Origin of the sequence: Curtobacterium sp. VKM Ac-2884, from assembly GCF_015350945.1 — a bacterium.
In the GTDB taxonomy this organism is placed as follows: Bacteria; Actinomycetota; Actinomycetes; order Actinomycetales; family Microbacteriaceae; genus Curtobacterium.
In genome coordinates, this window is sequence record NZ_JADKSA010000001.1 from 691,250 (window position 1) to 711,377 (window position 20,128).

19 protein-coding genes are annotated in these 20,128 nt (G+C 71.2%); 12 read left to right on the forward strand and 7 right to left on the reverse strand.

Features of this window, described 5'->3' with window-relative positions:
* Positions 1-17: 17 nt before the first annotated feature.
* Together hrpA and ITJ60_RS03405 are read left to right on the forward strand one after the other, a co-directional pair.
* Positions 18-3,875, forward strand: a complete 3,858-nt coding sequence (hrpA, locus tag ITJ60_RS03400; protein WP_194646919.1) for an ATP-dependent RNA helicase HrpA — start codon at positions 18-20, stop codon at positions 3,873-3,875.
* A gap of 19 nt (positions 3,876-3,894) precedes the next feature.
* On the forward strand, positions 3,895-4,263 hold the full coding sequence (locus tag ITJ60_RS03405; RefSeq protein WP_123292292.1) for a VOC family protein: 369 nt from the start codon (positions 3,895-3,897) through the stop codon (positions 4,261-4,263).
* On the opposite strand, the gene ITJ60_RS03410 is transcribed toward ITJ60_RS03405, so the two are convergent.
* The gene (locus ITJ60_RS03410) at positions 4,264-4,818 is read right to left on the reverse strand and encodes a YbaK/EbsC family protein (RefSeq protein WP_194646920.1); all 555 of its coding nucleotides are present in this window, start codon (positions 4,816-4,818) and stop codon (positions 4,264-4,266) included.
* A 40-nt stretch (positions 4,819-4,858) separates the two neighbouring features.
* On the opposite strand from ITJ60_RS03410, the gene ITJ60_RS03415 reads away from it, so the two are divergent.
* Complete coding sequence (locus ITJ60_RS03415; protein WP_194646921.1) at positions 4,859-5,551, forward strand: maleylpyruvate isomerase family mycothiol-dependent enzyme; 693 nt, start codon at positions 4,859-4,861, stop codon at positions 5,549-5,551.
* Positions 5,548-6,201 carry a CatA-like O-acetyltransferase gene (locus ITJ60_RS03420; protein WP_194646922.1) on the forward strand — a complete coding sequence of 218 codons (654 nt, stop codon included), beginning with the start codon at positions 5,548-5,550 and terminating at the stop codon, positions 6,199-6,201. The genes ITJ60_RS03415 and ITJ60_RS03420 overlap by 4 nt, the downstream gene beginning before the upstream one ends.
* A 192-nt stretch (positions 6,202-6,393) precedes the next feature.
* On the opposite strand, the gene ITJ60_RS03425 is transcribed toward ITJ60_RS03420, so the two are convergent.
* The 3 genes from ITJ60_RS03425 to ITJ60_RS03435 are packed head-to-tail and all read right to left on the reverse strand — an operon-like array spanning position 6,394 to position 9,934.
* Complete coding sequence (locus ITJ60_RS03425) at positions 6,394-8,016, reverse strand: extracellular solute-binding protein (RefSeq protein ID WP_194646923.1); 1,623 nt, start codon at positions 8,014-8,016, stop codon at positions 6,394-6,396.
* A 5-nt stretch (positions 8,017-8,021) separates the two neighbouring features.
* Complete coding sequence (locus ITJ60_RS03430; RefSeq protein ID WP_123338546.1) at positions 8,022-8,948, reverse strand: carbohydrate ABC transporter permease; 927 nt, start codon at positions 8,946-8,948, stop codon at positions 8,022-8,024.
* Positions 8,945-9,934 carry an ABC transporter permease gene (locus tag ITJ60_RS03435; RefSeq protein WP_235036018.1) on the reverse strand — a complete coding sequence of 330 codons (990 nt, stop codon included), beginning with the start codon at positions 9,932-9,934 and terminating at the stop codon, positions 8,945-8,947. The genes ITJ60_RS03430 and ITJ60_RS03435 overlap by 4 nt, the downstream gene beginning before the upstream one ends.
* 164 nt (positions 9,935-10,098) lie before the next feature.
* On the opposite strand from ITJ60_RS03435, the gene ITJ60_RS03440 reads away from it, so the two are divergent.
* Both ITJ60_RS03440 and ITJ60_RS03445 read left to right on the forward strand, forming a co-directional pair.
* Entirely contained in the window at positions 10,099-11,106 is a 1,008-nt protein-coding gene (locus ITJ60_RS03440) for a LacI family DNA-binding transcriptional regulator (protein WP_194646924.1), read from the forward strand.
* Between the two features lie 67 nt (positions 11,107-11,173).
* On the forward strand, positions 11,174-11,560 hold the full coding sequence (locus tag ITJ60_RS03445; protein WP_194646925.1) for a VOC family protein: 387 nt from the start codon (positions 11,174-11,176) through the stop codon (positions 11,558-11,560).
* 180 nt (positions 11,561-11,740) lie between these two features.
* Here the strand turns inward: ITJ60_RS03445 and ITJ60_RS03450 are convergent, their stop codons facing one another.
* Together ITJ60_RS03450 and ITJ60_RS03455 are read right to left on the reverse strand one after the other, a co-directional pair.
* Positions 11,741-12,472: an esterase/lipase family protein gene (locus ITJ60_RS03450; protein WP_228509694.1), complete on the reverse strand. Its 732-nt coding sequence runs from the start codon at positions 12,470-12,472 to the stop codon at positions 11,741-11,743.
* Positions 12,469-13,242 carry an alpha/beta fold hydrolase gene (locus ITJ60_RS03455; protein ID WP_194646926.1) on the reverse strand — a complete coding sequence of 258 codons (774 nt, stop codon included), beginning with the start codon at positions 13,240-13,242 and terminating at the stop codon, positions 12,469-12,471. The genes ITJ60_RS03450 and ITJ60_RS03455 overlap by 4 nt, the downstream gene beginning before the upstream one ends.
* A gap of 83 nt (positions 13,243-13,325) precedes the next feature.
* Between ITJ60_RS03455 and ITJ60_RS03460 the strand changes: the two genes are divergently transcribed.
* The 3 genes from ITJ60_RS03460 to ITJ60_RS03470 all read left to right on the forward strand — a co-directional run bounded on the left by ITJ60_RS03460 (position 13,326) and on the right by ITJ60_RS03470 (position 15,814).
* Positions 13,326-13,844 carry a hypothetical protein gene (locus ITJ60_RS03460; protein WP_194646927.1) on the forward strand — a complete coding sequence of 173 codons (519 nt, stop codon included), beginning with the start codon at positions 13,326-13,328 and terminating at the stop codon, positions 13,842-13,844.
* A gap of 19 nt (positions 13,845-13,863) precedes the next feature.
* A complete protein-coding gene (locus ITJ60_RS03465) occupies positions 13,864-14,412 on the forward strand; it encodes a dihydrofolate reductase family protein (RefSeq protein ID WP_194646928.1) in 549 nt (182 codons plus the stop codon).
* 67 nt (positions 14,413-14,479) lie between these two features.
* Complete coding sequence (locus ITJ60_RS03470) at positions 14,480-15,814, forward strand: NAD(P)/FAD-dependent oxidoreductase (protein ID WP_258373215.1); 1,335 nt, start codon at positions 14,480-14,482, stop codon at positions 15,812-15,814.
* A gap of 99 nt (positions 15,815-15,913) precedes the next feature.
* On the opposite strand, the gene ITJ60_RS03475 is transcribed toward ITJ60_RS03470, so the two are convergent.
* Positions 15,914-16,819 (reverse strand): SDR family oxidoreductase, encoded by a 906-nt coding sequence (locus tag ITJ60_RS03475; RefSeq protein ID WP_194646929.1) that lies wholly within the window; start codon positions 16,817-16,819, stop codon positions 15,914-15,916.
* A gap of 109 nt (positions 16,820-16,928) precedes the next feature.
* Here ITJ60_RS03475 and ITJ60_RS03480 point away from each other — a divergent pair, with 109 nt between their 5' ends.
* The 3 genes from ITJ60_RS03480 (at position 16,929) to ITJ60_RS03490 (ending at position 20,077) form a co-directional block, all read left to right on the forward strand.
* Positions 16,929-17,501 (forward strand): TetR/AcrR family transcriptional regulator, encoded by a 573-nt coding sequence (locus tag ITJ60_RS03480; protein WP_194646930.1) that lies wholly within the window; start codon positions 16,929-16,931, stop codon positions 17,499-17,501.
* A gap of 89 nt (positions 17,502-17,590) precedes the next feature.
* Positions 17,591-18,886 carry an acyltransferase family protein gene (locus ITJ60_RS03485; protein ID WP_194646931.1) on the forward strand — a complete coding sequence of 432 codons (1,296 nt, stop codon included), beginning with the start codon at positions 17,591-17,593 and terminating at the stop codon, positions 18,884-18,886.
* Positions 18,887-18,895: 9 nt separating this feature from the next.
* On the forward strand, positions 18,896-20,077 hold the full coding sequence (locus ITJ60_RS03490; protein WP_194646932.1) for an FAD-dependent oxidoreductase: 1,182 nt from the start codon (positions 18,896-18,898) through the stop codon (positions 20,075-20,077).
* Positions 20,078-20,128: the final 51 nt, after the last annotated feature.

Sequence of the window (20,128 nt, forward strand, 5' to 3'; positions counted from 1 at the left end):
GGTATCCTGGAATGCTCATGTCTCCCACGCCGCCAGTCATCACGTACCCGCCCGAACTGCCGGTCTCGCAGCGGCGGGACGACATCGCGGCTGCCATCCGTGACAACCAGGTCGTCATCGTCGCGGGGGCCACCGGCTCGGGCAAGACCACCCAGCTGCCGAAGATCTGCCTCGAGCTGGGGCGCGAGCACATCGGACACACCCAGCCCCGTCGGATCGCCGCTCGCACCATCGCCGAGCGCGTGTCCGAAGAACTCGGCAGCGACCTCGGCGACCTCGTCGGCTACCAGGTCCGGTTCACCGACAAGGTGTCGTCGAACACCCGCATCAAGCTGATGACCGACGGCATCCTGCTGAACGAGATCCACTTCGACCGCGACCTGAAGCGGTACGACACGATCATCATCGACGAGGCGCACGAGCGGTCGCTCACGATCGACTTCCTGCTCGGCTACCTCAAGCGGCTCCTGGTGCGGCGCCCTGACCTCAAGCTCATCATCACGAGCGCGACGATCGACCCCGAGTCCTTCTCGAAGCACTTCGGCGACGCCCCGATCATCGAGGTCTCCGGGCGGACCTACCCCGTCGAGATCCGGTACCGCCCGCTCGTGTCCGAGGACGCCGACGACACCGACGAGGACGACGAGACCGACTCGCGCACGGCCGACCGCGGCGGGGCGAACGGCGCCGACGACCGCGACACCCTGCAGGGGATCACCGACGCGTTGGACGAACTCGCGCGCGAAGAACCCGGCGACGTGCTCGTGTTCCTGTCCGGCGAGAACGAGATCCGTGACGCGCAGGACGCGATCGAGGGCAAGCGCTACCAAGGCACCGAGGTCCTGCCCCTGTACGGCCGGCTCTCCGCCGCCGACCAGCACCGCGTGTTCGACCGACGCACCACGCCGGGGATCCGCCGACGCGTGGTGCTCGCCACGAACGTCGCCGAGACCTCGCTGACGGTGCCCGGCATCAAGTACGTCATCGACACCGGGACCGCCCGCATCTCGCGGTACTCCCCGCGCGCCAAGGTGCAGCGGCTGCCGATCGAGGCGATCTCGCAGGCCAGCGCGAACCAGCGTTCGGGTCGAGCGGGCCGTACCAGCGCCGGCATCGCGATCCGGCTCTTCTCCGAAGACGACTTCGAGCGTCGCGACGAGTTCACCGACCCCGAGATCCTGCGGACGAACCTCGCCGCGGTGATCCTGCAGATGATCTCGCTCGGGTTCGGCGACATCGAGTCGTTCCCGTTCCTGCAGCCGCCGGACTCCCGTGGGGTGAAGGACGGCCTCGACCTGCTGCGCGAACTCCGCGCCGTCGACAAGGACGGCCGGATCACCAAGTCCGGACGACAGCTCACCCGGCTGCCGATCGACCCGCGGCTCGGCCGGATGGTGCTCGAGGCCGGGCGACAGGGCGTCGGTCGCGAGGTCGTCGCCGTCGTCAGCGCCCTGAGCATCCAGGACCCCCGCGAACGCCCGCTCGAGAAGCGCGCCCACGCCGACCAGATGCACGCCCGCTTCGCCGACCCGACGAGCGACTTCCTGACCCTGCTCGCGCTGTGGAACTACATCGAGGACCAGCAGGACGAGCTGTCGTCGAGCGCGTTCCGCCGGCTCTGCAAGGCCGAGTTCCTCAACTACCTGCGCATCCGCGAGTGGCAGGACCTGTACCGCCAGCTCTCCCGCGCCGCGAAGCAGGTCGACGTCCGGGTCGGGCAGTCCCGCTCCGACGACGGCGACGCCGTGCACCGATCACTGCTCGCCGGTCTGCTCAGCCAGATCGGACTGCGCGACCGCGAGAAGCGCGACTACCTCGGCTCGCGCAACACCCGGTTCGTGGTGTTCCCGGGCAGTGTGCTCGCGAAGAAGCAGCCCGACGCGGTGATGGCGGCCGAACTCGTCGAGACCAGTCGACTGTTCGCACGGACCGTCGGCCGGATCGACCCCGCGTGGGTCGAGCCCCTCGCCGGTGACCTGCTGAAGCGCACCTACGGCGAACCGCACTGGGAGAAGAAGCAGGGCGCGGTCGTCGCCTACGAGCGGGTGACCCTGTTCGGCGTCCCGATCGTGCAGCGGCGCCGGGTGCAGTACGCCCGGATCGACCCGGAGCACTCGCGCGAGCTCTTCATCCGCCACGCCCTGGTCGAGGGTGAGTGGGAGTCGCAGCAGGCGTTCGACCGTGCCAACCGGAAGCTCCGCAAGGAACTCGAACAGCTCGAGGAGCGCACGCGTCGGCGCGACATCCTGCTCGACGACGAGAACGTCTACGAGTTCTACGACGCCCGCATCCCCGCCGACATCGCGACGACCCGTGACTTCGAGGGGTGGTGGCGGACGACGCGCCGCGACCAACCGGACCTGCTCACGATGCGCCGGGCGGACCTCCTGGACGAATCCGCTGCCGAGGCGGCGGAGGACGACGTCGAGTACCCGACCCAGTGGCGGAGCGGCGACCAGCGACTCGCGATCCAGTACCGCTTCGAGCCGGGCGCGCAGGACGACGGCGTCAGCGTGCAGGTGCCGCTCGCGCTGCTCCCCCGCATGCGCGAAGAGGGATTCGACTGGCAGGTCCGCGGCCTGCGCAAGGAACTCGTGACCGCCCTCATCAAGTCGTTGCCGAAGCAGATCCGCAAGAACGTCGTACCCGCAGCCGACTGGGCCGAGAAGATCGTCGCCGAACTGCCGGACGACGCCCCGACCGAGCCGACCGAGTCGTTCCGCGCGACCCTGGCCAAGGCGATCCAGCGCATGACCTACGTGCCGGTGTCGGAGTCCGACTTCGACCTGGCCCGCGTGCCATCGCACCTGCTGCCGACCTGGGCAGTCGTCGACGAACGTGGTCGGCGCGTCGAGGCCGGCAAGGACCTGTCGGTCCTGCAGACGAAGCTCAAGGACCGCACGCAGCAGAGTGTCGCCTCCGCCACGGTGCGGGCTGCGGGACAGCCAGGAGGCGCGGCTCGCGTCGCCGCCGCTGGTGGGGGTGCCGGGGTGGAGCAGTCCGGCCTGACGACCTGGCCGGCCCAGGACCTGCCGCAGACCCTCGACACCAAGCAGGCCGGTGGCGTCATCCGCGCGTACCCGTCCCTGGTGGAAGAGGGCTCCGGTCCGAAGGCGACCGTCGGCGTGCAGTTGCTCGCGACGCCGTCCGACCGGCAGGTGCGCATGCCCGCCGGGGTCCGTCGCCTGGTGATGCTCGCGGTGCCGTCGCCGGTGTCGTACATCCAGTCGCACCTGACCGCGCAGGAGAAACTCGCACTCGCGGCGAGCCCGTACGCCTCCACGAACGCACTCTTCGACGACGTGCTCGCGGCCGTCGTCGACGCGGTGATCCGTCGCGCTCACCCGGACGGGCTCGTGTTCACGAAGGCCGCGTTCGAAGCGGTCCGTGATGCGGTGTCGGCGACGGTCGTCGACACGATGTTCACGGCCGTGTCCGAGCTCGCTGCCGTGCTCCTCGCCCAACGGTCCGCCGAACGAGCACTCAAGCAGGCGAACTCGATGTCCCTGCTCGGTGCGCTGACGGACATGCGCCAGCAGATGGAGCGTCTCGTCTCCCCGGGGTTCGTCTCCGTCGCCGGGACCGACCGGCTCCGGCGCATCCGGGTCTACCTGCAGGGCATCGAGGCACGCGTGCAGAAGTTGCTGCAGAACCCTGGGCGCGATGCCACGTGGATGCGCGAGGTCACCGTCGCCACCGACCGCTACGTCGACGCTGGCGGGGCCTTCCCTCCGGCAGTCGGTTCACACCCCGAGCTCGTGCACGCGCGGTGGATGCTCGAGGAGTTCCGCCTCAGCCTGTTCGCGCAGGAACTCGGCACCGCCGAGACGGTGTCGTTGCAGCGGATCACGAAGGCCCTGACCGCGGCGCGCTGATCGGTCTACCGTGACGGCCATGATCGGCACACTCGACATGGTCGTCCTGGACTGCGCAGACCCTCGCGGCCTGGCACGCTTCTACGCGGAGCTGCTCGGCGGCGAGATCGTCGGCTTCGACGAGGACTGGGCGGAGGTCGCGCTCCCCTTCACCGACCAGCGGCCGCTCCTGGCGTTCCAGCAGGTCGAGGACTACCGCGCACCCGAGTGGCCCGGCCAGCTCGTCCCGCAGCAGAGCCACCTCGACGTGAAGGTCGAGGACCTCGACGACGGCGAGGCCGCGGTCCTGGCGATCGGTGCGACCGCGACGGGCTCGGCGACCCCGACGTTCCGCGTGTACCTCGACCCGGCGGGCCACCCGTTCTGCCTCATCCGCCCGAACGACTGATCAGCCTTCGGTCGCGAGCCCCTCGGTCGCCAGGCCCTCGACGACCTGCACACCCGGCAGCGCTCCGAGGACGGAGCCGGGCAGGAACACCTTCGCGCCGCGGCGGCCTGCCCCGATCACCGCGTCCGGTGCATCGGGCACGCGGGAATCGACGTACACCGGCCAAGCGGAGGGCAGCCCGATCGGGGTGATCCCGCCGTACTCCATGCCCGTCAGCTCCACAGCCTGGTCCATCGGCGCGAAGCTCGCCTTCCGCACGTCGAGCAGCTTCCGGACGACACGGTTCACGTCGAGGCGGGTGTGGGCGAGCACGACGCACGCGGCGAACCGGACGTCCTCGCCGCGCTTGCCCGCGACGACGATGCAGTTCGCCCCGCCGTCGAGCGGGAAGCCGTACGCCTCCGAGAACGCGGCGGTGTCTGCCAGGTCAGGGTCGATCGGAGCTGCCTCGATCCGTGCGGCGACATCGGCGGGCAACGCGGCGAGCGCTGCCGCGACCGGTGCGGCAAGCAGTTCCGGGGCGGTCAGGGCAGGAACCCGTTCGAGCGTCGGCATGGCTCCACCCTAGGGAGCACCTCGTGACCATGCTGGCTCCATGTCGACGTACGACACCCACCTCACCGCCCTCGCCGGAGCAGCGCAACGGTTCGACGACGTCCTGCGGTCCGGCGACCGCGCGGCACCGGTGCCGTCGTGCCCTGGTTGGTCCGTCGAGGACCTCGGTGTCCATCTGACCGACGTGCACCGGTGGGCGCTCGGGCAGCTGACCGGTTCGGAGCCCGCACCGCTCGCGCACGACGACCTCGCGGACCGCTTCCGCACGGGAGCCGGCGAACTCGTCGCGGCGCTCCGGGCACGCTCCTCGGACACCCCGTGCTCGGCGATCTACCCGCCGGACACGGCCGCGACCTGGGCACGTCGCCAGGCGCACGAGACCGCGATCCACCTGTGGGACGCGCAGCGGGCGCTGGGAGTCGAGCCGGGCCTCCCGGTCGAGCTGGCGACCGACGGCGTTCGTGAGGTCGTCGGTGACCTGTACCCGCGTCAGGTGCGGCTCGGCCGCATCGCGGCGCTGGCGCGGACCGTCGCGTTCGCGTTCTCCGACGCACCCGGCGAGGCCTCGCTCGACGCCACGGACGGTGGCGACGCCGCCGTCATCGTCACCGGTCGGGCGGAGGACGTGCTGCTCCTCCTGTGGAAGCGACGGGCGCTCGACGAGGTCGAGCTGACGATCGACGGCGAGCGGGCAGCACTCGACGCCGCACTCGCGACCAGACTGGTGCCATGACGGAGCTCCGACCGATCGGCCTGGACACCTGGCCCCGACGCGAGCACTTCGAGCACTACCGCCAGCGTGTGCAGTGCTCCTACGAGGTGACCGTCGACGTCGACGTGACGGCGTTCGTCGCGGCGGTCCGCACGAGCGCGGCGAAGACCTACGCGTCCCAGATCTGGGCGATCGCGACCGTGGTCAACCGTCACGCCGAGTTCCGGATGCAGCTGCTCGACGACGGCTCCCCCGGCGTCTGGGACGTCGTGCACCCGATGTTCACGGTGTTCCACCCGGACACGGAGACCTTCTCGGCGTTGGTCGTGCCCTACGACGAGGACTTCGGCCGGTTCCACGCCGCCGCGGTCGACACGATGGATCGGTACCGGGACGACGTCCGGATGTTCCCGCAGGACGACCGGCCCAGGAACGTGTTCGACGTCTCCACCTTCCCCCGCACGTCGTTCACGGGGTTCGCGCTGCACGTCCGCGACGGGTACGACCACCTGTTGCCGATCGTCACGCTCGGCCGGTACCGGGCGGAGGGTGACCGCACCGTGATGCCGATGGCGCTGCAGATCAACCACGCGGCGGCCGACGGTTTCCACACCTCGCGGTTGATCCAGGAGCTCGAGGACCTGTTCGCCGATCGGTCGTGGCTGGTGTGAGCGCGCCGCGCTGACGGACGGGAGGCCCGTGGCGGACCCGCCACGGGCCTCCCGTCCGCTCGCCGCGAGTCCAGGGCCGCGCACGACGCAGTCGTGTACGCGAGACGCCGCGAAACGGCGCGGCGTTCTCGGTGATGTGGAGGCGTCTCGGCACGACGACGGCGTCTCGCGCGGCAGACCACGACGAGCGCGTCAGGACGACCGCGCCGCCAACGCCTGCTGGTTCTCGCGGCGGATCGCGTCGCCGCCCCGGCGACGCCACTCCCGCACGGTCCCCTTCCACGACGACACCTTCGCCCGCCCGAGCAGCACGTCGTTGATCGCGTTCGTCGCGAAGGTGCCGAGGGCCGGCCCGGTCGTCGAGTTCGTCGGCGAGTACAGGCCGTAGGCGGGGTTCGGCAGCCCGCGGTCGACCCACGACGACAGCGACTCGTACACGGTGTCCGTCATCGTCGGGTTGCCCGAGTAGTACAGCGGCAACGGGCACTCGGTGAAGTACTGCAGCGGGAACTCGCCGAGCGCGGTCTCGCTGTTGCCGGTCTTCGTGAGGACCGGCGATCCGTCGCGGTACTCGAAGTCGCGGCCCTCGATGCCGAACTTGCGGTACATCCAGGCCTCGGTACCGAAGGGCGACGCGCACCAGTTCAGGACCTCGAGGAGCATCTTCACGCGGTCCTCACCACCGGCAGCGACGGCCGCGATCGCGTTGTTCGGGTCGCCGAGCCACGGCTTCGGCTCCGCTCCGGACGGTCCGACGAAGGGGGCGATGGTCAGCTCGAAACCGCTGCCCGGGGTGGCCTGCTGCAGCAGTCCGGGGATGGCGCTGTACGTGTCGGAGAGCATGAGCGCGGAGCCCTGCACGAACCAGACCTTGCCGTTGTAGGCGGTGATGCTGTCCGGGTGGACGAGGTCCTCGGCGATGAGCTTCCGCGACACCTCGAGCAGGTCCTGGTACTCGTCCTGCTCGTACATGTGGGTGAACCGGCCACCCTCGACCTGCCACTGGTTCGGCAGCCCGAGCATCGGACCGAGGATGTTCGTCGGCACCGAGGCCAGGGCCCACCGGTTGCTGTGCGGGTCCGAGACGTCGCGACAGACCTGCACGAACTCGTCGACGCTCGAGAACGCGGGGTCGACGCCGAGGGCTTCGAACCGGTCCTGCCGGCGGTACAGGGCCTGCGACGTCAGCGGTCCGCGCGGGACGGGGACGCCGTAGATGCCGCCGGAGAAGACGGTGCCGCGCCACGACGCGGTCGGCAGGTTGGCGAGGTACGGGTAGTCGCGGACGCCGCTGCCGGACAGGTGCGGACTGAGGTCTGCGGCCTTCGCTTCGAGGAACTGCGGCAGGTACGGGAACGACCCGAACACCGTGAACACGTCGCCGAGGGTGTCGCCCGCGACCTGCGTGGCGAACTTGTTGCCGAAGTCGGCGTTCGGCGTGATGGTCAGGTCGAGGTCGATCCCCATCCGCTGGTCGAGCCCCTGCCAGTACGGGTTGCTGCCCTTGGAGGGCGGCACGGGCGAGTTCGTCGGCACGCTGCCGTGCACGGTCGAGCCGTCGCCCGGCTTGCCGTCGGTGGGCACGAGCGTCGCCGGGATCTTCCGGAACGCGCTCGGCATGAGCGCACTCGTCTTCGGGAACGCCGGCGCCGGCCCGCCGGCCCACGGCACGTAGTCCGGCAGCGTGACCGCCTGGTTGATCGCTTTGACGTCGGTCGAGCGGGTCACGGTGGAGCAGCTGGCCAGGAGGCCCGTGGCTGCGACCCCGAGACCGCCCGCGATGAGCGCGCGGCGGGTGATTCCGTTGTTCGTCACGCTGGTCAGCCCTTCACCGCACCGGTCAGGACACCCTTGGCGAAGTGCCGCTGCAGGAACGGGTAGACGATGAGGATCGGCACGATCGAGACGACGAGGATCGCCATCTGGATCGAGGCCTGCGGTGGGAGGGCATCGGCCGATGCCCCGAGGTCGGCGCCGCCGAGCTGCGCGTTGTTGATCACGTAGGTGCGGAGCACCAGCTGCAGGGGCCACTTCGCGGTGTCGTTGATGTAGAGCAGCGCGTTGAAGAACGCGTTCCAGTAGCCGACGGCGTAGAACAGGCCGATGACGGCGAGGACGGCCTTCGACAGCGGCAGCACGATCCGCCAGAACACCGCGAAGTCCCCGGCGCCGTCGATGCGTGCCGACTCGAGGAGCTCCTGCGGGATCGCCATGAAGAACGACCGCATCACGATGACGTTGAAGGCGCTCAGGGCGGTGGGCAGGATGAGCGCCCAGTACGAGTCGAGCAGCCCGAACTGCTTCACGACGAGGTAGTTCGGGATGAGGCCGGGCGCGAACAGCAGGCTGACGAGCACGAGGCCGAGCACGGCGCCCGACCCGTAGGAGCCCGGACGGCTGAGGGCGTAGGCGAGCATCGCGCTCACGAACAGGCTGATGAGCGTCCCGACGGTGGTGATGCCGATGCTCACGACCAGGGCTCGGGTGACGACACCGCCGGCGAAGATGCTCTCGTAGGCGCTGAGGTCGAAGCCCTTCGGCCACATCACGAACCCGCCGGCGTCGTTCACCTGGCTGGTGGGTGCGAGGCTCGTCGACACGATGCCGACGAACGGCAGGATCACGACGAGGCAGATCACGAGCAGGACCGCTCCGGTGAGCAGCCGCCCGGGCAGCGGCGCCGCGTCCGGACCACCGCGTCTGCGCTTCTTCGCCCGTGGGACGGTCACGGTGTGCGTGGCGGTCATCGCGACTCCTTCTGGTAGACGCCCGCTTCGCCGAAGACGTGCGCGAGCTTGTTGGCGCCGAGCACGAGCAGCACGCCCACGACGCCCTTGACGAGTCCGACGGCCGCGGCGACACCCCACTGCCCACCGAGCACGCCGTTGTTGTAGACGTAGGTGTCGAGGACCTCGCTGGCGGCACGACCGACGGCCTGCTGCTGCAGGATGATCTGCTCGAAGCCGACGGTGAGCGAGTCGCCGAGCCGCAGGATGAGCAGCAGGATGATGATGCCGCGCATGCCGGGCAGGGTGACGTGCCACAGCTGGCGCCAGCGCGAGGCGCCGTCCATCTTCGCCGCCTCGTAGAGGCTGGCGTCGATCGAGCTGAGGACGGCGAGGAACAGGATCGTCGCCCAGCCGGTGTCCTTCCAGATCACCTGGCTGGTGAGCAGGGCGATGAACCCGTCGGGGTTGCCGAGGAAGTCGATCGCGTCGCCGCCGGCGGCACGGATCGCGTTGTTCACCAGCCCGGAGCCGCCGAGGATCTGCTGGAACACCGCGACGACGATCACCCACGACAGGAAGTGCGGCAGGTACAGGATCGACTGCACGACGCCTTTGATCCGCTCGGACAGCAGCGAGTTGAGCATGAGCGCCAGGATGATCGGCGCGGGGAACACGAACACGACCTGCACGAGGGTGATCACGAGCGTGTTCCGGAGCGCGCCGAGGAACTCACCGTTGCCGTCGAACACCACCGAGAAGTTCTCGAACCCGACCCAGGGGCTGCGGCCGAGCGGGACGAACGGCAGGTACTCCTGGAACGCGATGAGGTTGCCGAGCAGCGGCAGGTAGTGGAACCCGAGCAGCAGGGCGACTCCCGGCAGGCCCATCAGCAGCAGCACCCGGTCGCGGCGGATCCGCTGCCACGTGCTCCGTCGGCGGAGCCCGGGGTCGGGTGGTGGTGCGGTGTGCGCGGTGGTCGTCGCGCGGACGTCGAGCTTCGTCACTCGGTGGCCTCCTCCGTTGGATTCCTGCAGCGACCCTGGCGTGCGGAGTTACAACGTGGCAATCCGTTGCCAAACGTTTCCATCGTTGTAACGCTCCAGTGAGCGCACACCCACAGCCCCGCACGACGACTCCACCGGCGACCTGCCGCGCTACGCTCGTCCCGATGCGCGCAACCGTGCGGGACGTGGCCACCCTCGCCGGGGTGTCGCCGAAGACCGTCTCCAACGTCATCAACGGCGGCGTGGTGGTGCGCCCGGAGACCCGCGAGCGCGTCGAGCGGGCCGTCGCCGAACTCGACTACGTGCCGAACCTGTCCGCCCGCGGGCTGCGGAACGGCCGCTCCGGCGCGATCGCCCTGACCCTTCCCGAGATGGGCAGCGCCTACTCCGCCGAGCTCGCGCAGTGGTTCGTCGAACTCGCCCGCGAGCGCGGATGGGTCGTCCAGCTCGACCAGACCGGCAACGACCCGGCTCGCGAGCGCGAACTCGTCTCACGAGCCCGCGCCCACCTCGTCGACGGCCTCGTGCTCAACCCGGTGTCGCTCAGCGCGAGCGTCCTGGCCTCGACCGAGGGGCTGCCGCCGACCGTCGTGATCGGTGAGGTCGAACCCGAGCACGTCGACCAGGTGCACGTCGACAGCCGGGCCGCCGCCGAGCAGGTCACCGCCTACCTGGTGTCCCGGGGCCACCGCCGGATCGCGGTCGTCGGTGCCGCCCGGGCGTCCGAGCCCACTGCCACCAGCGAGCTGCGGGAGCGCGGGTACCTCACCGCCCTCGCCACCGCCGGGATTGAACCGGACCCCGCGCTGCGGGTGCCGCTGCCGTCCTGGACGACGAGTTCGTCGGCGACGGCGTTCGCGGCCTGGCTCGACGAGCACCCCCTGCCCGACGCCGTGTTCGCGTTCACGGACTCGATCGCCTTCGGCGTGCTGCACGTCCTGGCCGCCCGAGGTGTCCGCGTCCCCGAGGACGTCAGCGTCATTGGGTTCGACGACATCGACGGTGCGGCGTACGCGATCCCCGCGCTCAGCACGGTGTCGTTCGACCGGCGGGCGTTCGCGACGGCAGCACTCGACCTGCTGACCCGACGGATCGAGGACCGGAGCCTGCCGCCCGAGACCGTGGTGGTGCCGCACCGCATCGTCGAGCGCGCGAGCGTCGCCGACCGCTGACGCTGGTCGCTGATCGCTGATCGCTGATCGCTGATCGCTGATCGCTGATCGGCGTACGCTCCGCGGCATGACCAGCGAAGACGCCTCGATGCCGACGCTCGCCGCGACCGTCCTGCAGTCCCCGGAGCCGATCGCCCTCGCCCGGTTCTACGGCGCCCTGACCGGGTGGACCGTGTACGAGGACGACCCGACCTGGGCCCGCATCCGCCCCGCCGGGGGCCCCGGCCTGTCCGTGCAGTACGAGCCCGAGTACGTCGCACCGACCTGGCCCGGTACCGCCGACGCCCCCGGCATGCAGCTGCACCTCGACTTCCAGGTGGAGGACCTGCCGGCAGCCGTCGCCCGCGCCGAGGAGCTCGGTGCCACACAGGCCGCGTTCCAACCGCAGGACGACGTCCGGGTGCTGCTCGACCCGGACGGGCACCCGTTCTGCCTGTTCCTGCCCGGGGCCTGAGGCAGGCTGGCCGCGTCCCGAGGTTCCACAACACGCCGGGTGATCGCCGCCGAGGTTCCGAACCGCGGCGATCCGAGCGCCGACATGCCGAGATTTCGGAACCTCGAGGACGGGGACGGGGACGAGGACGGGGACGGGGACGGGGGCGGGACGGGGACGGGACGGGCGCGGGACCGCGCCTCAGGCCGGGTCGGCGGCCGCCAGGACTGCGTCGCGCGTGCGGGCGTCACCGAGGATCCGGAAGTGCCCACCCACCGGCAGCCGCACGTTCGTCGCCCCGGACAGTCCACTCCCCTCGGGGATGAGCGTGTCGAACACCCCGTAGACCGAGGTGATGCGGGCGTTCGCGTCGAGCTCCCGCGCCAGTCCGGCGAGCACGGGGTCGGCCGCCCGGAACACCCGCAGGTGCCGCACCGGAGCGAGCCGCGCGTAGCCCGACCCGGCGAACGGCGTCGACACGGCGACCATGCGGTCGATGCGGCCGTGGTCGTCGAGCTGGGTCATCGCGTACTTCCCGATGAGCCCGCCCTTGCTGTGCGCGAGCACGAGCACGTTCCGCAGGTCGTGCTCCTCGAGGTACGCGAACACGTCGCGCGCCGACTCCGGCACCGGCCGCAGGTTGTGCCGCAGCACCGGCAGCACGTGCACCGGGTGCCCGCGATCGTGCAGGGCGTCCATGAGCGGCCGCATGAAGTGCCAGGTCTCGTAGACACCCGGGATCACGACGACGGGCTGGCCGTCGCCGGTCCGGTAGTCGTCAGCGGTGGTGGGCCCGAGGCTCCGCACCTGCCACGAGATCGCGTACCACCAGTCGAGTGCGGCCCACCTCACGCGTCGCACCAGCGGGATGCCGGGAGGCACGGGTCGGCCCGCGCGCTTCGGTCCGGTCACCGACGTGGTCGGCTCGGTCATCGGAGGCCCTCCAGTTCCTGGGAGCGTCGGAACTCGCCGACGAGCCGGGCGAACGCGACGGGCTGTCGCTCCTGCACGTGGTGCGGCCCGGGCAGTTCGACGAACGATCCCCGCGGAGCGTTCGCGGCGACGCGGACGGCCCAGTCGCGGCGCACGATCGGGTCTTCGGTGCCACGGACCACGAGGACGGGGTGCCGGACCTCGGCGACGGTGTCCTCCATCCGGTACCGGAGCATCGGGCGCAGCTCGCGGAGGTACTGCCGCAGGCTCCGCAGGTAGTCGGTGACGAGCACGCCGTTCATCCGGAACCCCTCGCCCGCCCCGTCGCGGAACAGATCCGACGCCACCAGGGGCAACGAGCGACGCTCCACCGGGATGACGGGGCTGACGAGCACGACGGAGCCGACGGACGCGGGGTGCTGCCGGGCGGCTTCGACCACGACCTGCGCGCCCATCGACTGTCCGACGAGCACGAGGTCGTCGGCTCCCCGCGCCCGGACGGCGCGCACGACCAGGTCGCCGAGCTCGGCCATCGACAGCGACCGGCCGGCCGCTGGCAGTCCGCCGAAGCCGGGCAGGTCGACGCTGACCGTGCGGTGGGTCGCGGCGAGGGCGCGCTGCGACCGGGCGAACGAGCGATGGGACATCCCGATGCCGTGGACCAGCACGAGCGTGGGCAGCAGGTCGCTCTGCAGCCGTCCGGCGGGTGCCGCGGTGTGCAGGCGCACCGGCTGGCCGTCGATCCGGATCGTCTCCACCTTGGCGCGCACGAGCCGAGGCTACGCGGCGGTTCGCAGCACCGGGTCAGCGTCGTCATCGGGCACCCATAGACACGGGGTGTGCACTGCCTTCCATGAGCGACACCACTCCCCCGAACGGCCACGAGCCGGGCGACGCCGCCCGCACGCCCTCAGCAGCGGCACCGGTCGGCTGGGGTTCGGCCCCGACGCCGACCTCGACCGCCACCCTCGACGCGCCGGCACCCACACCGAACCAGTACGCGCAGCAGCCCTACCGGTCGGACGTCGGCTCCTGGAACGCCGGCGACCCGAACGGCCCCACCCCGTGGTACGGCGCCTCGGGTCCGACGAGCCGGAAGAGCGCACCGAAGCCGCCGTGGTTCTGGCCCGTCCTGGCTGCGATCGTCGGGCTCGCGGCGCTGCTCGTCGGCGGCGGCATCGGCTTCGCCATCGGGCATGCGATCGGTGGGGACCAGTCCCAGTCGACCACGCAGGTTCCCGGCACGAACGGCGGGACCAACGGCGGCACGAACCAGTTCCCGGGCAACGGCACCGGGCAGCTCCCCGGGTACGGATCCGGCAGCGACACGGACGGCAGCAGCAGCGACAGCGGCACCGGCACCGGCAGTTGATCCGCAGTACGCTCCGGCCATGCGCAAGGTCACCGCAGGGCTGTTCACGTCGGTCGACGGCGTCGTGCAGGACCCGCACGAGTTCCAGTACGACAGCTTCGACGACGAGCTCGGGGCCGGGATGGGCGCGTTCATGGCCCGCACCGACACCGTCCTGCTCGGCAGGAACAGCTACCTCGAGTGGTCCGAGTGGTGGCCGGCGCACCCCGACGACGGCTTCGGGCAGTGGATCAACCCGATCGAGAAGTACGTGGCCTCCACGACGCTCGGCGACGACCTGGCGTGGCAGAACACCACCAGGATCCCGGGCGACCTCGACGCCTTCGTCCGCGAGCTCAAGGAACGCGACGGCGCCGACATCGCGGTGTGCGGCAGCGTGAGCGTCGTCCGGCACCTGCTGTTCGCGGGGCTCCTGGACGAGCTCCAGCTGATGGTGCACCCGGCGATCGCCGGCTCCGGCCGGAAGCTCTTCGAGCCGACTGACCCGGCCACGCGCCTGCGGCTGGTCGACAGCACCGTGACGAGCAAGGGGAACGTCGTGAGCACCTACGCACGGCTCGACGCCTGACGGAGCCGACCCGGGCCTCCCGGTCGGCAGTGGACGGGAGCGGTCCACAGCGCGCGTACCCTCGTGGGTGACCACCTCACGAACCGAAGAAAGCCGGATCAGCATGCCCCAGGACACCCGCCCGCACGTCGTCATCGTCGGCGGTGGATTCGCCGGTGTCGCTGCCATGCGCGAGCTGGCGGACGCTCCCGTCCGGGTGACGCTCGTCGACCGGCACGTCTACAACATGTTCCAGCCCCTCATGTACCAGGTGGCGACGGGCGGGCTGAACGCCGGCGACGTGACGTACTTCCTGCGCAGCCTGCGCGCCAAGCAGGACAACGCCGAGTTCCGGCACGGCCTGCTCACCGGCATCCGGACCGACGAACGCATCGCCGAGATGTCCGACGGTGAGCACCTGCACTACGACTACCTGGTGCTCGCGAACGGCGTGAACACGAGCTACTTCGGCACCCCGGGCGCCTACGAGTACGCGTACTCGATGTACTCCCGCTCGCAGGCCCTGCGCATCCGCGACGAGCTGTTCACCCGGCTGGAAGAGGCTGCCGCGAACCAGGGCCCCGACGAGATCAAGATCGTCATCGTCGGCGGCGGCGCGACCGGCGTCGAGATGGCCGGCGCGCTCGCGGAGCTCCGCGACCAGGCACTCGAGGGGGCGTACCCCGAGCTGGACAAGGGTGCCATCACGATCACCCTCGTGCACCGCAGCGGTGAGCTGCTCAAGCCGTTCGCCCCGCGCCTGCGCCGGTACGCGGCGAAGGTCCTGCGGAAGCGCGGCGTCGTCCTCCGGCTGAACACCGGCGTCTCCGAGGTCAAGACCGACGGCGTGATGACGGCTGACGGCGAGTTCATCCCCGCCTCGCAGGTCATCTGGGCCACCGGCGTCGCCGCCCACAAGGAGGTCTCGGGCTGGGGCCTGCCGCAGACCAGCGGCGGACGCATCCAGGTCGGCGACGACCTGCGCGTCAACGGCGCCGAGCGGATCTTCTCGGCCGGCGACATCGCGGCGCAGTCCGAGGCCCTCGCGCAGCTGGCCCAGCCGGCGCTGCAGGGTGGACGGCACGTCGCGAAGCAGATCAAGCGTCTGCTCGAGGGCAAGCCCACCGAGCACTTCAAGTACTTCGACAAGGGCACGATGGCGACCATCGGCACGAACGCCGCCGTCGCGCAGCTGCGGGGTGGCATCACGCTCGTCGGGCCGGTCGCGTGGCTGGCGTGGGTGGCGGTGCACATCGCGTCGCTGCTCGGCAACGGCAACCGGCTGTCGACGCTGTCGCACTTCTTCGTCCGCTACCTGTGGTTCATGCGGAAGCGCGCAATCCCGATCGTCGGCGACGTCCGGCCCGTGCGCCCGAACGGCGACCGCGAGCCGGAGCCGTGGCAGATGCAGAAGTCCGAGTAACGCGGGGGTTCGCGGCGTTCGCTTCGTGAGCAGGAATGGTCGGGTCCGGAGACGGGACCCGACCATTTCTGCTCACCATCCGCGAGTGCTCCGCGCCGACTACGCGACCCGCACGCCGGAGTAGGCGCCGGCGGCGATGTCCTCGAGCAGTCCGGGGCCAGTGGGCTCCCACCCGAGGAGCTCCTGGGTGGCCTCGGACGTGGCGGACATCTCCATGCCGAAGAACCGGCCGATGAAGCCGAAGTGCGCATCCGCGTCCGCCGGATCGATCGAGGTCACCGGCAGCCCGAGGACCTCGCCGATGGCCTCGGCGATCGCGCGGGTCGGGATCGCGGTCTCGGCGACGGCGTGCAGCCGCGTGCCGGCCGGGGCCTGCTCGAGCCCGAGGCGGACGAGCCGGGCGGCATCGGTGACGTGCACGGCGGACCAGCTGTTGGTGCCGTCGCCGACGTAGCCCGAGACGCCGCGCTGCTGGGCTGCCCCGACGATCGCGGCGATGAAGCCGTGGTCACCGGTGCCGTGCGTGGTGGGGCTGAACCGGGCCGCGATCGTGCGCACCCCTTGGTCGACGAAGTCGAAGCCGCGGTTCTCGCTGCCGCCGCGCATGCTCTCCGGGCCGACGAACGGGTTGGCGTCCGCTTCGGTCGAGGGGCGGCCCTGGGCGAGCCCGGCGACGCCCGACGCGAGGACGAACGGGCGGTCGGTGCCGACGAGCGCTGCACCGATGGTCTCGACGGCGGCCCGCTCGCTGGCGTTCGTGGCGGCGGCGTCCGCCCAGTCGTGCTTGTTGGCGAAGTGCAGGACGCCCTCGGCCTCGGCGGCTCCGCGGCGGATGGCGTCGAGGTCGTCGAGGTCGCCCCGGACGACGGTGACGCCCTTCGCCTCGAGCGCTGCGGCCGAGGCGTCGGACCGGGCGAGCCCGGTGACGGTGTGTCCGGCGGCGAGCAGGTCGTCGACGGTGTGGGAGCCGATCCAGCCGGAGGCCCCGGTGACGAACACGTGCATGAGTGGTCCTTTCGCAGGCGTCCACGGCGGTGATGTCATGAACTGACATCACCGTAGCACTCGATGTCAGCCGCTGTCATCAAGTCGTTCTGATCAGTAGACTCTGCGCATGGCTCGATGGCAACCCGGAACGCGTGAACGACTGCAGGCGGTCGCGCTGCAGCTCTTCGCGTCCGAGGGCTACGACGGCACCACGGTCGCGCGGATCGCCGCCGAGGCCGAGGTCACCGAGCGCACCTTCTTCCGGCACTTCGCGGACAAGCGCGAGGTCCTGTTCGCCGGCCAGGACGACTTCCTCGCGATGTTCGTCAACCCGATCACGGCCGCCCCGGCCGATGCGGCGCCGTTCGACCTGGTCGGTCGCGCCCTCGACGCCGCCGCCGGGTTCTTCCCCGAGGACCGCCGGTCGTGGTCGCGGGCCCGGCAGACGATCATCGACGCGAACGCAGCGCTCGGCGAACGGGAGCTCGGCAAGCTCGCCACCCTGAAGGCGCGCCTGGGCGAGGTCATGCGCGAGCGCGGCGTCCCCGAACCGGCGGCGACGATGGCCGCCGAGACCGCCGTGACGGTGTTCCACCTGTCCTTCGCCCAGTGGATCGCTCCGGGTGAGGACCGCCCGTTCGCTGCGATCGTGCACGAACGGCTCGACGCCCTGGCGACGCTGGTGCACCCCGGGCGTTGAGACGGCTCTTACCTGCCGCGCGCATCATGTGACGATCCGGTCACGACGCGTCCCGCTGCCGTGGCCTCGCGATCGCGCAGGAGGTGCCCGTGACGACCGACGTGCTCTCGCCCGAGCGGGTCCACGCGACGACCGCGCCCGGCCACGCGACGACCACGCCCGGCCACGCGACGACCGCGCCCGGCCACGCGACGACCGCGCCCGGCCACGCGACGACCGCGCCCGGCCACGGGACGACCGCGCGGGGCCGGATCGAGGGCGACCCGACGGGCCGGACGCCACCACCCCCGCTGACCCGTCGTGCACCCGCCCTCGACGGACTCCGGACGATCGCGATCCTCGCCGTCGTCCTGTACCACCTGCACGTCCCGCAGTTCGAGGGCGGGTTCATCGGGGTGACGGTGTTCTTCGTGCTGTCCGGCTTCCTGATCACCACGCTGCTGCTCGGTGAGCGCCGACGCACCGGTCGTGTCCGGCTGGGTTCGTTCTGGCGCAAGCGCCTGCTCCGGCTCTACCCCGCGCTGCTCGTGTTCGTCGCGGTGGGTCTGCTGCTGTGGAACTGGGTCGGTGACTACAAGGGCGCGTCGTTCTCCGCCGGCGAGGCCGGGGTCATCGCCCTGACCTACACCGGCAACCTCTTCCGCGCGTTCTGGGACACCACGCAGGGCGTGTTCGCGCACACGTGGAGCCTGTCGATGGAGGAGCAGTTCTACCTGGTCTGGCCACCCGTGCTCGTGCTGCTCGCGACGCTGCGGACCCGACGGCGCTGGCTGCTGGCGGGCCTCGGCGTCCTGGTGGTCGGAGCGTCGGCGGCGTCGTGGGCGAGCTACCGGACCCCGAGCGGCGGTGCCACCCCCGACGTGTACTTCTCGCCGGTGCTCGGCGTCGTGCCACTCGCGATCGGGTGCGCGCTCGCGCTGCTGCTCGACGACGAACGGGTGCGCGTCCGGGCAGCCGGGATCGCCGGATGCGTCGCGACCTGGCTCGGCCTCGGTCTCCTGGTGGGTGTGCTGCTCTGGATCGACGACGACTGGACGCAGCACGCCTGGACCTTCGGTGTCGTCCTGCCGGTCACCGGGGTGATCGCGGCGGTGCTCATCGGTGGCCTGGTGTCGGTGCGCTCGCCCGTCGCCACCGCGCTGAGCTGGACCCCGGTGGCGTGGTTCGGACGACGGGTGTCGTACTCGGCCTACCTGTGGCACCCGCTCGTCATCGCGCTGCTCGGCACGTTCGCGATCGGAGCGTGGGGCACGGTCGGGCTGATCGGCGTCGTGCTGCTCATGTCGATCGGTGCCGCCTACGCGGTCGAGGTCCCGGTCGAGCGGCTCCGGCACCGGCTGCGCTCGAGCAGTGCAGCTGGACGCGGCTCGGCCGCCGGACCGTAGGCTCGGCCCGTGACCACGGAGCGCACCGACGTCCTCGTCGTCGGCGGTGGTCCCGTCGGCCTCTTCCTCGCCGCGCTGTTGGCTGCACGGGGCATCGCCGTGCGGGTGTGGGAGCGTCGCCCCGGCCCACCCCAGGGGTCGCGTGCCATCGGCATCCACCCGCCGTCCCTCGATGCCTTCGCCGCGATCGGGCTCGACGTCCCGGTGCTCGCCGAGGCGGCCCTCGTGCGCACCGGCGTCGCGCGGAGCCGGGGGCGGACGCTCGGCACGCTGACCTTCGACCGTGCCTCGGACACGCACCCGTACGTCGCGACGCTCGACCAGCACCGCACCGAGTCCCTGCTGCGGGACCGGCTGGCCGCTGTCGACCGGGCAGCGCTGCGCACCGGGACGACGGTGACCGCGCTGTCCCGGCACCGTGACCACGTCGACGCGGTCGGCACCGGCCCGGACGGCGATGTGGTCGCCGTGCGCGCCGCCTTCGTGGTCGGGGCCGACGGCGCACGGAGCGTCGTCCGTGACCTGCTCGGCATCGGCACCACCGGCCGCGACTACCCGGACCGCTACGTGATGGGCGACTTCGCCGACCCCGAGGGCGCCGACGCCCGGACCGCCGCCCTGGTGGACGTCGGCCCCGGAGGCGTCGTCGAGTCCTTCCCCCTGCCGCACGGTCGGCGCCGGTACGTCGCCCTCGTGCCCGACTCGCTGGCGTTCGCCCCGAGCGGCGCGACCCCCGACCCGGAGACGGCGGCACGACTGGCCGCGATCGTCACCGTACGCACGGGCGTCGTCCCGGAACCGGCCTCGTGCACGATGCTCAGCGGTTTCCGGGTGCGGCGCCGCGCGGCCGACCGTGTCGGGGTCGGCCGGGTGGTACTCGTCGGCGACGCCGCCCACGAGATCAGCCCGATCGGCGGGCAGGGCATGAACCTCGGCTGGCTCGACGCGGCCGAGCTCGCGCCGTTGCTCGCCGGCGCGGTCCGGACCGGCGTGGCCGGACCGTGGCCCGGCTACGCCGCCCGCCGCCAGGCTGCCGCCCGCCGTGCAGCCCGGCAGGCCGAGGCGAACATGGGGCTCGGTCGTCCGCTGGGTGCCGTCTCCACCATCGGACGGGAGGCGCTGCTCCGGACGGTCCTGTCGCTGCCGACCGCGCACGGCCTGGCCCGGCTCTACGCCATGCGCTGGGCCTGACGGCTCGCGTCGGCGCCGCGGAAGCGCGTCAGGCGAGCCGCGCGGTGCCCG